The organism is Buchnera aphidicola (Symydobius americanus), assembly GCF_964059135.1.
Lineage (GTDB): Bacteria > Pseudomonadota > Gammaproteobacteria > Enterobacterales > Enterobacteriaceae > Buchnera_L > Buchnera_L aphidicola_AJ.
In genome coordinates, this window is record NZ_OZ060393.1 from 365399 (window position 1) to 380000 (window position 14602).

Annotated in this window: 10 protein-coding genes, 1 tRNA gene and 1 other RNA gene; 9 read left to right on the top strand and 3 right to left on the bottom strand. The window is 23.0% G+C overall.

Annotated elements, in window-relative coordinates:
• Positions 1-36 precede the first annotated feature (36 nt).
• The 4 genes from clpX to AB4W55_RS01715 all read left to right on the top strand — a co-directional run bounded on the left by clpX (position 37) and on the right by AB4W55_RS01715 (position 7443).
• Positions 37-1299 carry an ATP-dependent Clp protease ATP-binding subunit ClpX gene (clpX, locus tag AB4W55_RS01700; RefSeq protein WP_367672347.1) on the top strand — a complete coding sequence of 421 codons (1263 nt, stop codon included), beginning with the start codon at positions 37-39 and terminating at the stop codon, positions 1297-1299.
• Positions 1300-1470: 171 nt separating this feature from the next.
• Complete coding sequence (lon, locus tag AB4W55_RS01705) at positions 1471-3807, top strand: endopeptidase La (protein ID WP_367672349.1); 2337 nt, start codon at positions 1471-1473, stop codon at positions 3805-3807.
• A gap of 131 nt (positions 3808-3938) precedes the next feature.
• A complete protein-coding gene (locus AB4W55_RS01710) occupies positions 3939-5690 on the top strand; it encodes an ABC transporter transmembrane domain-containing protein (protein WP_367672351.1) in 1752 nt (583 codons plus the stop codon).
• A 19-nt stretch (positions 5691-5709) separates the two neighbouring features.
• Positions 5710-7443, top strand: a complete 1734-nt coding sequence (locus AB4W55_RS01715; RefSeq protein ID WP_367672352.1) for a SmdB family multidrug efflux ABC transporter permease/ATP-binding protein — start codon at positions 5710-5712, stop codon at positions 7441-7443.
• Between the two features lie 41 nt (positions 7444-7484).
• On the opposite strand, the gene ffs is transcribed toward AB4W55_RS01715, so the two are convergent.
• Positions 7485-7583, bottom strand: an RNA gene (ffs, locus tag AB4W55_RS01720) — signal recognition particle sRNA small type.
• 161 nt (positions 7584-7744) lie between these two features.
• Between ffs and dnaX the strand changes: the two genes are divergently transcribed.
• The 4 genes from dnaX (at position 7745) to AB4W55_RS01740 (ending at position 11887) form a co-directional block, all read left to right on the top strand.
• Positions 7745-8860 (top strand): DNA polymerase III subunit gamma/tau, encoded by a 1116-nt coding sequence (gene dnaX, locus AB4W55_RS01725; protein ID WP_367672353.1) that lies wholly within the window; start codon positions 7745-7747, stop codon positions 8858-8860.
• Between the two features lie 125 nt (positions 8861-8985).
• Complete coding sequence (locus AB4W55_RS01730; protein WP_367672354.1) at positions 8986-9318, top strand: YbaB/EbfC family nucleoid-associated protein; 333 nt, start codon at positions 8986-8988, stop codon at positions 9316-9318.
• A gap of 42 nt (positions 9319-9360) precedes the next feature.
• Positions 9361-11232: a molecular chaperone HtpG gene (gene htpG, locus AB4W55_RS01735; protein WP_367672356.1), complete on the top strand. Its 1872-nt coding sequence runs from the start codon at positions 9361-9363 to the stop codon at positions 11230-11232.
• Between the two features lie 16 nt (positions 11233-11248).
• Positions 11249-11887 (top strand): adenylate kinase family protein, encoded by a 639-nt coding sequence (locus AB4W55_RS01740; RefSeq protein WP_367672358.1) that lies wholly within the window; start codon positions 11249-11251, stop codon positions 11885-11887.
• 27 nt (positions 11888-11914) lie between these two features.
• Here the strand turns inward: AB4W55_RS01740 and AB4W55_RS01745 are convergent.
• A tRNA-Arg gene (locus AB4W55_RS01745) sits at positions 11915-11988 on the bottom strand.
• Positions 11989-12089: 101 nt separating this feature from the next.
• Between AB4W55_RS01745 and folD the strand changes: the two genes are divergently transcribed.
• Positions 12090-12956 (top strand): bifunctional methylenetetrahydrofolate dehydrogenase/methenyltetrahydrofolate cyclohydrolase FolD, encoded by an 867-nt coding sequence (gene folD / locus AB4W55_RS01750; protein ID WP_367672359.1) that lies wholly within the window; start codon positions 12090-12092, stop codon positions 12954-12956.
• 12 nt (positions 12957-12968) lie between these two features.
• Here the strand turns inward: folD and cysS are convergent, their stop codons facing one another.
• Positions 12969-14390 (bottom strand): cysteine--tRNA ligase, encoded by a 1422-nt coding sequence (gene cysS, locus AB4W55_RS01755; RefSeq protein ID WP_367672361.1) that lies wholly within the window; start codon positions 14388-14390, stop codon positions 12969-12971.
• Between the last annotated feature and the right edge of the window lie 212 nt (positions 14391-14602).

The following is a 14602-nucleotide window of genomic DNA, read 5'->3' on the forward strand; positions in this document are numbered from 1 at the left end:
TTAAAATATTATAATTTAACATAAAGGAAATAGAATATGAGTAATGATAATAAAAAAGAAGAAAATAAAAAATATACTTGTACATTCTGCCAAAAAGAACAACAAGAAGTAAAAAAAATTATTATTGGAAAATCTGCAAAAATATGTAATGAATGCATAAAATTATGTAATCATATTTTGCAAGAAGATGCATTAAATATAAAAAGCTATGAAGATTTAAAAAATTTACCTACCCCAAAAGAAATCAAAAAAAAACTTGATCATTATGTTATCGGACAACATTCTGCAAAAAAAGTATTGTCAGTAGCAGTTTATAATCATTATAAACGTTTATTTAATTCTAATAACATTAAAAATATTGAATTAGGAAAAAGCAATATACTCTTCATTGGACCTACAGGGAGCGGAAAAACACTATTAGCTGAAACATTAGCAAAATTATTAAATATCCCATTTGCTATTGCAGATGCCACTTCACTAACAGAAGCAGGATATGTAGGAGAAGACGTAGAAAGTATTATACATAAACTGTTACAACAATCAAATTATAAAATTTCATTAGCAGAAATGGGAATTATATATATAGATGAAATTGACAAAATATCAAAAAAAACAGACAATGTATCTATTACTCGAGATGTATCTGGAGAAGGAGTGCAACAAGCATTATTAAAGATTATTGAAGGAACAGTTACATCAGTACCTCCACAAGGAGGAAGAAAACATCCCCAACAAGAATGTCTACAAGTTAATACTAAAAATATACTATTTATATGCGGAGGAACATTCTCAGGATTAGAAAATATTATTTTTGATAGAATAAAAAATAAAACAGAAATGGGATTCAATGCTGTAATACAAAAAGAAGATAAAAAACAGGCTAAAAAAAATATTCTTAAAAAAGTACAATCAAAAGATTTAATCCATTTTGGTTTAATACCAGAATTTATAGGACGTCTTCCTATTATAGTGACATTAGATAATTTAAATGAAGAAATATTAACAAAAATCTTGTCTTTCCCAAAAAATGCATTAATTAAACAATATCAAAAAATTTTTGAACTAGAAAATATTCAACTTGAATTTCAGGATGAAGCTATTCAAGAAATTGCAAAAAAAACATTAAAAAAAAATATAGGAGCTAGAGGATTAAGAACCATATTAGAGAATATTTTATTAGATATAATGTATGATCTTCCTTCAATGAAAAATGTTAAAAAAGTATTAATTACTAAATATACAGTGACAAAAAAACAAAAACCGATAATAATATATCATGAACAAAAAACAATAAATTAAATGTAAAAAATATTTCCAAAAAATTTTTAAAAGAATATAATAATATTTAAAAGAATTTCAAATTTCAACAAAAATGTATTTAATTTAAATAAACTTTAAAAAACTATTTTAATTAGCTTATAATTATCATATTATAAGTACTAATAATCCAAAAACTAAAAAGAGAATTGTATGAATAATAAATGCACTAACCATATTAACGCTCCAGTATTGACATTAAGGGATGTTGTAGTATATCCCAATATGATCACTCCTTTATTTGTAAATAGAAAAAAATCAATAAAATCCATTGAACAATCTATAAATACTGACAAACAAATCATTTTAGTTACACAAAAAGAAGCGTCTATAGAAATACCAAAACCAAATGAATTATTTTCAATTGGAATAGCTGGATCAATTATTCAAATGATAAAATTACCAAACGAAACAGTAAAAATATTAGTAAAAGGATTATATAAAGGAGAAATACAAGAATTCACCCAAAAAGAAGATATTTTAATAGCTAAAATAAAAGAAATAAAATCTTATATCAGAAATCAAAAAGAAACTGATATTTTAATTAAAATAGCAATTAAAAAATTTGAGAAATATATTGAATTTAACAATAAAATTCCAACAAAAATATTAAATTCTATATCTAACATAAAAAATCCAGAAATATTATCTGATATTATTGCATCACATATTATTTTAAGTATTCAGGAAAAACAAAAAATACTAGAAATGTTAGATATTGAAAATAAATTAGAATATTTAATTACCATTATGCAATCAGAAATAGATTTATTTAAAATCGAACAAAATATTAAAAATCGAATAAAAAAACAAATTGAAAAAAATCAAAAAGAATATTATTTAAACGAACAAATGAAAGCAATTCAAAAAGAAATTGAAGAAATTGAAAATCAAACAGAAGAAGTAGAAATTCCTCAAGACAAAATAAATATATCAAAATTACCAAAAAAGATTAAAAATAAAATCATGATGGAAATTAAAAAACTAAAAATGATGCCATCTATGTCAGCAGAAGCTACTGTAATACGAAATTATATTGACTGGGTTATGCAAGTACCTTGGAAAAATAAAAGCAAAATAAAAAGAAATATTAATGAAGCTCAAGAAATTCTTAATGGTGATCATTTTGGATTACATAAAGTAAAAGAAAGAATTTTAGAATATTTAGCTGTACAATCTAGAATGAATCAAATAAAAGGACCAATCTTATGTTTAATTGGACCACCAGGAGTCGGAAAAACATCTCTAGGAAGATCTATTGCTAAGGCTACCGGAAGAAAATATATTCGTATGGCATTAGGAGGAATTAGTGATGAATCTTCAATTAGAGGTCATAGAAGAACCTATATTGGATCCATGCCAGGAAAAATTATTCAAAATATAATTAAAACAAAAGTAAATAATCCTTTATTTTTATTAGATGAAATTGATAAAATATGTCATGATTCTAGAGTTGATCCTACTTCAGCTTTACTAGAAGTCCTAGACCCGGAACAAAATACAAACTTTAATGATCACTATTTAGAAATAGATTACGATCTCTCAAATATAATGTTTATCGCTACCGCAAATTCAACTAATATACCCGCCCCGCTTTTGGATAGGATGGAAATAATTAATGTTTCTAGTTATACCGAAAGCGAAAAGTTTAATATCGCTAAAAAATATTTAATACCAAAACAAATTCAAAGAAATGCTTTAAAACAAGAAGAGATTGATATTCAAGATGAAACGATTAAAACTATTATTGATCACTACGTTCGCGAAGCAGGAGTAAGAAATTTAGAAAAAGAAATTGCTAAAATTTGCAGAAAAGTTGTAAAAAATTTATTAATTAATCAATCTATTAAACATATTACTATTAATAATAACAATTTAAAAAAATATCTGGGTATAAAAAGATTTAATTATACAAAATCAAACGATAAAAACTACATAGGACAAGTCAATGGATTAGCCTGGACAAGTACAGGTGGAGATTTACTAAAAATTGAAGTAGAATATATACCTGGAAAAGGAAAATTAATATATACAGGATCCTTAGGAAAAGTAATGAAAGAATCTATTCAAACAGCGCTAACAGTAGTACGATCAAGATGCAAAATACTAGGAATTGATTTAAAATTTTATGAAAAACATGATATACATGTTCATATCCCAGAAGGAGCAACACCAAAAGATGGACCTAGCGCAGGGATTTCTATATGTACTGCAATTATATCCGCATTAATGAAAAACCCTATAAAATCAAGAATTGCAATGACAGGAGAAATTACATTAAACGGAAACGTGTTACCAATTGGCGGACTAAAAGAAAAGTTATTAGCTGCCAATAGAGGAAAAATTAAAACAGTAATTATTCCCCACAAAAATATTAGAAATTTAGAAGAAATATCACCTAAAATTTTTGAAAATTTAAACATAAAACCCGTCAAAAAAATAGAAGAGGTATTAATTTTATCTTTATATAATCCAGTTAATATAAAATAAATATAAATAAAATTTTAAAATATTTAATATTTAAAAATTAAAATCATACTATTTTATAACTATGATATTTATACAATCTGTTAAAATATTAAAATATATTTAATTATAAATTAAACTTTTGGAATTTTTTTGTGAAATTATTTAATCAACTTGGTTGGTACTTTTTAAAAGAATGGAAAAGTTATTTAGGATCTATAATTACATTAATAATTATATCTATTTTACAACTTTTACCACCTAAAATTATTGGTATACTAGTAGATCTAGCAATTCAACATACAACATGTACAAAAAAAATATTTTATTGGATTGGAGCAATCTTTTTAACAGCAATAATAACATATATTCTAAAATATATATGGAAAATATTACTATTTGATTCAGCTTATAAACTAGCTATTATACTACGAGTTAAATTATACTCATATTTAAATAAAAAAAATTCAGAATTTTATATTAAATATCGTACTGGCGATCTGATGGCAAGAGCAACAAATGATATAGATAGAATAGTATTTACTGTAGGAGAAGGAATGTTAACATTAACAGACTCTGTAATAACAGGTATATCAGTTCTAACAATTATGATATTTCAAATTAATTGGAAGTTAACTGTTATTTCCTTAATCCCAATGCCAATTATGACTATTATTATTGCATATTACGGTAAAAAAATACATTATGCATTTAAAAAATCACAATCTGAATTTTCAAATTTAAATAATCAAACACAAGAAAATTTAAAAAATATCTATATGATCAAAGGATTTGGATTAGAGCAACAAAAACTTCAAAAATTTAAAAAAATTGCTCAAGAAAATAGTAAAAAAAATATTGAAGTAGCAAAAATAGATTCAAAATTTGACCCAATCATTTATTTTGCAATTGCATTATCTAATGTATTAGCTATTTCAATAGGAAGTTATTTAGTTTGGAATCATTCCATTACTATAGGACAACTAACAAGTTTTATTATGTATTTAGGACTAATGGTATGGCCAATGCTAGCTCTAGCGTGGATGTTTAATATCATAGAAAGAGGAAGTGCTTCTTGGAATCGAATTAATGAAATTATGAATAAAAAATTTTTTATAAAAGATGGAAATGAAAAAATTTTAGATAAAAACAACACATTAACTATAAAAATATTTGAATTTTACTATGAAAATAACAAAACATTTAAATTAAAAAATATCTTCTTTACTATTAAACCTAATGATATTATAGGTATTTGCGGTCCAATTGGAGGAGGGAAAACTACATTAATTCATTTAATTCAACGAAATTTTAATATATCTAAAGGATATATATTATGTAATTCTCACTACATATCAAATATAAGTATTAAAACATGGCGAAAAAAAATAAATATTGTTAATCAATTACCATTTTTATTTTCAGACACAATTCAAAATAATATAAAATTAGGTAATATACATGCTTCTCAATCAGAAATAGAATACGCTGCTTCTATAGCAGAAATTCATAACGATATTTTAAATTTACCCAATGGATATCAAACAGAAGTAGGAGAACAAGGAATAATATTATCAGGAGGACAAAAACAAAGAATCTGTATTGCTAGAGCGTTATTATTACAATCAGAATTTTTAATACTGGATGACGCATTATCTGCAATTGATGAAAAAACACAACGTATTATTTTAAATAATATCAAAGCCTTTAAAAAAACATATAATACTCTTATAATAATATCTCATAAGTTATCACTCTTAAAATCAGCAAATAATATTTTAATTATGAAAAATGGTTATATTCACCAACAAGGAACGCATAATCAACTCATGAAATCAAAAAATTGGTATAGTAATACATATAATCAACAAAAAAAACCATTACATAATCTTCAAATAAAAATATGATTATTCAGAAAAATACCCAATGGCTAATTTAATCAAAGTATGGCCAACATTAAAACGTTTATTAAGATATACAAGTTTTGAAAGAAAAACAATATTATTTGGCATTTTTATATTATTGATTTCATCCGTATCAGAAATTTTAGGACCAATACTAATTAGTAAATTTATTAATAATGTTTTAATAAAAAATAATTTTAATAAAAAATATATGTTTTTTATTTTATGCACTTTTATTATTCTACAATATATATCTATATTTTTAAATTATATACAAACACTACTATTTAGTAAAACAGCAATAAAAATTATACAAAAACTCAGAATAGAAGTTATGGAATCTGTACTAAAACAACCTTTAAATTTTTTTCATATACAACCTACTGGAAAAATTGTATCAATAGTTACTAATGATACTGAAATAATTAAAGAATTATACCATACTTCACTAATGACAATATTTCGAAATATTACATTAATAATAATCATGTTAATTAGTATGTTTATTTTAAAATGGGAAATGGCTTTAATTACTTTTACATTAATACCATCAATTTTAATAATTATATTAATTTATCAATATTATAGTACACCAATTATAAGAAATGTTCGATCATATTTAGCAAAAATTAATCATGAATTTAATGAAGTTATCAATGGAATGCCAGTAATTAAACAATTTTTACAAGAATTAAAATTCAAACAATTAATTTACCATACTAGCAAATTGCATTATTTAAAAAGAATGGAAGCATTAAAACTGGATGGCATTCTATTAAGACCGTTAATTAGTTTTTTATCAACTATAATTCTATGTGGATTAATCACATTATTTAGTTTATCTTACATGACATGTAATACAATTGGAATATTATACGCATTTATTAATTATTTAAATAGATTAAATGAACCTTTAATAACCATTGCAACACAACAATCCATCTTACAACAATCCATAGTAGCTGGAGAAAGAATTTTTAAATTAATTGATAGTCATCAACAAGAATATGGAAAAGATATAATACCATTACAAACAGGAGAAATTAAAATTTCTAATTTAAACTTCTCACACCAAAAAAATTCTCATAATACATTAAACAATATAAATTTACACATACCGTCTAAAAGTTTTGTTGCATTAGTAGGACCTACCGGAAGTGGTAAAAGCACATTAGCAAACTTAATTATGGGGCATTTTCAAACTGAAAAGGGAGAAATATTTTTAGATAAAAGAGAAATACATACATTAAGCTATAAAACCTTAAAAAATGGAATACATATGTTACAACAAGAACCTATGATATTTCAAGGTACAATATTATCAAACATTTGTTTAGGAAAAAATATTTCTGAAGAAAAAATCTGGACAATTTTAAAAATAGTACAATTAGAAAAACTAATCAAATCACTACCTAAAAAATTATATACTGAATTAAAAGAAAATGGTAAAAATTTATCAGCAGGTGAAAAACAACTATTATCTATAGCAAGAATTTTAATATCAAAACCTAAAATATTAATTCTAGATGAAGCAACTTCTAACATCGATTCTGAAACAGAAAAATTAATTCAAAAAACGTTATTATCAATTAGAAAAAAATATACATTAATTATCATTGCACATAGACTATCTACTATTGTAGAAGCAGATAAAATTATAGTATTAAAAAAAGGACAAATTTCTGAAAAAGGAAAACATGATGAATTGATTCAAAAAAGAGGAATATATTACGATATGTATTATGAAAGGCAATAAGATCTATTTATTAAAAATAAATATATGTTAAAAATTTAAAAAGCTTTGTTAGTAATCTAATACCTGTTTTAATTTAATTCAGCTGCTTCTTTCCAGACCTGACTGATTATTTAAATCTTAACAGTATTAGAGCTAACAAAGCTTTTAAAAATAGATTTCAAATATGATTATAAATTAGTATATCAAAAAATACAAGAACAATATAATATAAAATATTATAAAAAATTTATATAATATTTATAATAGTATTTTATATATGTTATAATAAAATAAATCGCATAAATTATATAATTTATTGATTATGAATTACCAAATACTTGCCAGAAAATGGAGACCAAAAAATTTTTCTGAAGTTGTTGGACAAAAACATATATTACAAACTATTAAAAATAGTTTTTTACTTAATCGTATTCACCAATCTTGGATATTATCTGGAACAAGAGGTATAGGAAAAACAACCATTGCAAGACTATTATCAAAAAGTCTGAGCTGTATAAACCAAATTACCATTAATCCTTGTGAAAAATGCTCTCATTGTCAGGAAATTGAACAGGGATGTTTTCCTGATCTAGTTGAAGTAGACGCAGCTTCTAATACTAAAATAGAAAACATGAAAGAATTATTAGATACAATGCAATACCCCCCAATTAAAGGAAGATTTAAAATATATTTAATTGATGAAGCACACATGCTATCTAAACATAGTTTTAATGCATTATTAAAAACTTTAGAAGAACCACCAAAATATATAAAATTTATCTTTGTAACAACCGAAATTAATAAATTACCAAATACTATTATTTCACGTTGTATATATTTTCATTTTAATAAACCGGAATTAAAAGAAATAGAAAAATATTTAAGTAATATTTTAAATCAAGAACGAATTAATTTTGATCAATCTGCAATTAAAATGATTTCAGAAGAATCTAATGGAAGTATACGAGATGCACTAAATTTAACTGAACAATTAATTTCTTATGGAAATAAAAATATTGAAACATCAATTGTTCTAGAAATCTTTGGAATATTAAATAAAACAAAAACACTAGAAATTATAATATATATTCTTACTAAAAATCATATAAAATTAATGAATATATTAAAAATAATATACCAAAAAAATATCAAAATAGAAAAAGTATTAAATAATATGATTAAAATATTACACAATATAGCCATGATACAAAAATATCCTGAATTATATCAAAATAAGGAACAATCATCATATGAAAAAAAGATACTAAGAATATCTAAATTTCTAACATATGAAGATTTAAAATCATATTATAAAATAATATTGTTAGGCAAAAAAGAATTAAAATTCTCGCCAACACAACAAATAGGAATAGAAATGATAATATTACAACTATTAAATTTTAAAATAAAAAAGATATTAAAAAATAAGATTCATTAAAATATAAAAAAAATCTAATATCTAATGGTTATTTACAATATTTAATAAATCATTTTTATAATGATATTAATTTTTCTATTAACAAAAAAAATTATTTTATTTAATAAATATTTTAAGGCGGTAATATGTTTAATAAAAATAATCTAACAAATTTAATGAAACAAGCAAAAAAAATGCAAGACAAAATGAGCAAGATACAGAAAGAAATTTCAATTATAGAAGTTACAGGAGAATCTGGAGCAGGATTAGTTAAAATTACAATAAATGGATCATATGATTGTAAAAAAATTGAAATAGATAAAAATATAATGAAAGAAGATAGTATAGAAATGTTAGAAGATTTAATTGTAGCAGCATTCAACGATGCTTCCCGAAGAATATCTGAAGAAAAAAAAAAAAAAATGTCTAACATATCTTCAGAAATTCCTTTTCCTAATGCAAACAATCCAATTATTTAAAAAAATAAAATTAAAGAATTTTATATAAAATAGGATATTAATATGAATAATCAAACGAAATATAATTTTCAATCGGAAACTAAACAATTATTAAAACTGATGATACACTCTTTATATTCTAATAAAGAAATATTTCTACGAGAATTAATTTCTAACGCATCTGATGCAATTGATAAAATGAGATTTCAATTATTATCCTGCCCTGAAGATAATAATCAATATCAAGATATGAAAATTAAAATTATATTAGATAAAAAAGAAAAAAAAATTATTATTTCCGATAATGGAATTGGAATGAATAAACAAGAAGTAATAAACAATATTGGAACCATTGCAAATTCTGGAACAAAATCCTTTTTAAAATCACTAAACCCTGAAAATGAAAAAAATAATCAATTAATTGGAAAATTTGGAGTAGGATTTTATTCATCATTTATTGTTTCAAAAAAAGTAATCATTAGAACTCGACATTTTAAAGAAAAAAAACCAGAAAAAAGCATATTATGGGAGTCTTGTGGTGAAGGAGAATATATCATATCCAACACATCTAAATCAGAAAATGGAACAGATATAGAATTATATCTTAAAGAAAACGAAAAAGATTTTCTAGAAAATTGGAAAATAGAACAAATTATTAAAAAATATTCAGATCATATTTCAGTACCTATAGAAATACAAGAATATAACACAAAAAACAAAACTATTTCATGGAAAAAAATTAACGAAGCACAAGCATTATGGACTATGCAAAAAAATCAAATTACTGAAAAAAAATACCAAAATTTCTATAAACATATAACAAAAGATATAAATAATCCTATTATCTGGAGTCATAATAAAATAGAAGGAACACAAGAATATACAATATTATTATATATTCCTTCTAAATCTACATGGGATTTATGGAATCAGGATAATAAAAAAAATGGGTTAAAATTATATGTAAAAAAAGTTTATATTATGGATGACGCTGATCAATTCTTGCCAAATTATTTACGATTTATTAAAGGTATTATAGATACTAACGACCTTCCGTTAAATGTTTCAAGAGAAATTTTACAAGAAAACCATATTACACAATCACTTAAAAAAAGCCTGACAAAAAAAGTACTACATTTAATTGAAAAGTTATCAAAAGAAAAAGAAAAATATTCAATATTTTGGAAGGAGTTTGGTTTAATTCTAAAAGAAGGAATAGCAGAAGATCCAAGCAATCAAGAAACCATTGCAAATCTTCTAAGATTTACATCTATTAATTCAAATGATATAGAACAAAAATTATCATTAAATAAATATATTCAAAATATGCAAGAAAAACAAGAAAAAATATATTTTATTACCGCAGAAAATTATAAAAATGCTAAAAATAGCCCATATTTAGAAATATTCAAAGAACAAAAAATAGATGTATTATTATTATCAGATCGTATTGATGAATGGATGATGAATTATTTATTAGAATTTAAAGGAAAGAAATTTCAACCAGTCAACAAAATCGACCAAGATCTAGAAAAAATTATCAAAAAAGAAAAAAAATCTGATTTTTCAGAAAATGAAATTAATCAATTTTTAAAAATTACTAAAGAAATTTTAAATGAAAAAGTAGAATCAGTTAAATTAAGTTACAGATTAATTAATACTCCAACAATTTTAATCACTCAAAATAACTCAATGAGTGCGCAAATGTCCAAATTATTCAAGGATGCTGGACAAAATGTACCACCACTAAAATATATATTTGAAATAAACCCAAACCATGAATTAATTAAAAAAATTATTCAAATCAAAGACCATAAAAAATTAAAAACATGGATCAACATTTTATTTGATCAAGCTTTACTCGCTGAAAGGGGATCATTAGAAAATCCAAATGATTTTATTAATAGAATTAATAAAATATTGATTAATACATAAATAAAAATAAAAATTTATGAAAATTATTTTTTTTGGACCACCAGGATCAGGAAAAGGAACACAATCTGAATTAATTAAAAAAAAAATGAAAATTCCACAAATTTCTACTGGAAATATTTTAAGACAAGCAATACAATCAAAACACAAAACTGGAAAAAAAATTTCAAATTGCATCAATCAGGGAATCTTAGTAGATGATAGTATAATAATTCATTTAATCAAAAAAAGAATAAAAAAAAAAGATTGTGAATCAGGATTTATACTAGATGGATTTCCTCGTACATTAAAACAAGCAATAGAAATGACAAAAGAAAAAATTATAATAGATTATTTTATTGAATTTTATATTTCAGAAAAGATAATATATGATAGAATATTAGGTAGAAGAATACACATACCATCTGGGAGAACATATCATATAAAGTTTAATCCACCAAAAAAATCAGAGAGAGATGATATTACAAATGAAAAATTAACAGTACGAGAAGATGATAAAAAAGAAGTAATATCAAAAAGAATAATAGAATATAAAAAAAATAAAAATAATATTATTGAATACTATAAAAAAATACCAGATACAAAATATTATAAAATACAAGCATGTCAAAATCAAAAAAATATTTATAAAAAATTAAAAAAAATATTTATGCAATAATTTTAGATAATCAAAAAAGAATTATTTTACGCCCTATAGGATTTGAACCTATGACCTACGGCTTAGAAGGCCGTTGCTCTATCCAACTGAGCTAAGGGCGCTAAAATATTAAAATTTATAATATATATAATTATACTATAAAATATCACTAAAATCTACTTGTTATTTATAAAAAAATCATAAAAGGATGTAAAATATAACTATGTCATCTAAAATTCTTAATGGTAAAATTATTGCAAATAAAATTATTGAAAGAATAAAAAAAAAAATAAAAATTGAAATATCCAATAGTAATAGAAAACCCAAATTATCAGTTATCTGGATTGGAAATAATGCATCATCAAAAATATATATTCAAAAAAAAAAACTTGCCTGTATACAAGCCGGAATTGAATATCAAGAATACAATTTTAAACAAAATACGGAAGAAAAAAAAATATTAAACCTCATCCAAGAAATGAATCAAAATAAAACAATTGATGGAATATTAGTGCAATTACCATTGCCAAAGAATATTAACATTAATAAAATTATTACTAGTATACACCCAAAAAAAGATGTAGATGGATTTCATCCATATAATATTGGATGTTTATGTATTAAATCTCCAAAGTTAAGACCATGTACTTCAAGGGGGGTAATTACATTATTAAAAGAATATAATATTAAAATGCATGGTTTAAATGCCTTAATAATTGGTGCATCAAACATAGTAGGAAGACCAATGAATTTAGAATTATTATTAGCAGGATGTACAACTACTGTAGCTCATAGGTTTACTAAAAATCTAAACGAATATATAAAAAAATCTGACCTCATTGTCATTGCAATTGGAAAGCCAAACTTTTTAAAAGGAAAAGATATAAAACTGGGAGCAATCATTATTGATGTAGGTATTAATAAAATAAAAATTAAAAATCAGATCGTAGGAGATGTAGAATTTGAATCTACAGTATTAAAAGCGTCATATATTACCCCAGTTCCAGGTGGAGTAGGACCTATGACCGTTGCAACATTATTAAAAAATACATTAGAAGCATATCAAAATAAATACCAATATCCAATATAAAATTTCTATTTATTACCCTATTTTTTTCCAAATTGTTCCAGCGGGCGTATCTTCTAAAATAATATTTAACCGAAATAATTTTCTTCTTAATTTATCTGCTAAAATCCATTGTTTATTTTTTCTTGCAATATCCCGATCTTCTATTAAATTCATGATATTTATATCTAAAGATTGATTATGATTTAAAAATTTATTCTGCATGAAAAACACATTTGGATTTTGACACAACAAACCAATTGTATTTGCTAAGTGTTTCAATTGAAATATTAAATATTGAGCTAAATCAATTCGATGATTATTTAAAAAAAAAATAGCCTTTTTAGAAATTTCAAATAAAATTGATATTGCTTTTGGTGTATTAAAATCATCATCCATAGCTTGATAAAATTGAATACTAAAATTTCTAAATTTTGAAAATACATCATGTGCTAAAAATTGGTAATTATATATTTGTTTAGTTAAAGTAAAATATAAATTTCTTAATGAAAGATATGATTTTTTTATATTTTTTTCATCATAAAAAATAGGACTTCTATAATGAGTAGATAAAAAAAAATACCTTATAACTTCAGAATTATATTGATTAATTAAATTTTTTAAAAGAAGAGTATTATGAAGTCTTTTAGACATTTTTTGATTCTTCAAAAGTAACATACCAACATGAATCCAATATTTTCCATACTGGTTGTAATCATAAAAACAATTAGATTGAGCACGTTCATTTTCATGATGAGGAAATAATAAATCTAATCCTCCTCCATGAATATCTAAATTTTTACCAAAAATTTTATGATTAATTGAAGAACATTCAATATGCCATCCGGGTCGACCTAATCCCCAAGGGGATGACCATTTTGGTTCATTAAATTTATTAGATTTTTTCCATAATACAAAATCATGATTAAAATGTTTAAAATCATATGCATTTATATTATAGTTAGTTTTTAAATGATTCAATATTTGATTTGAAAGTAAACCGTATGATTTATAAGAATTAATAGAAAAAAATATATCCCCATTATCTGAAATATAAGCAAATTTTTTATCTAAAAAATATTTAATCATACTAATCATAATATTAATATATTCGGTAGCGCGAGGCTCTATACTAGGAGGTAATAAACCTAAATTGAGAAAATCTTCTTGCATAGAAAGAATCATTCGATTTGTTAAAGAAAAAACACTTTCTTTATTTTCTTGAGATTTTTTTATGACCTTATCATCAATATCAGTAATATTTCTAACATATTTTAAACTGTATTTTAAATGTTTTAAATATCTTACTATCATATCAAAAACAGTAAAAGTTCGTCCATGACCAATATGACAATAATCATATACTGTAATACCACATACATAAATATTTACTTTACGTTTATGATATGAATCAAATAATTCTTTTTTTTTAGTCAAAGTATTAAATATTTTTAACATTTTTTTCTCTTTTTAAAAAACTAATTAATACTTTTTATTAAAATTTATATAAAGATTTTTAAGAAAAAAATAAAATATAATTGAATTATATAATTATTCTAATCATTCTATAGAAATTTCCTCCACAGAACGACATGAATTATTAAATTTGATTATATTTCGAACTGTGGAGCAAGAATATATTATATTTAATTTAATTTAATTTAATTTAA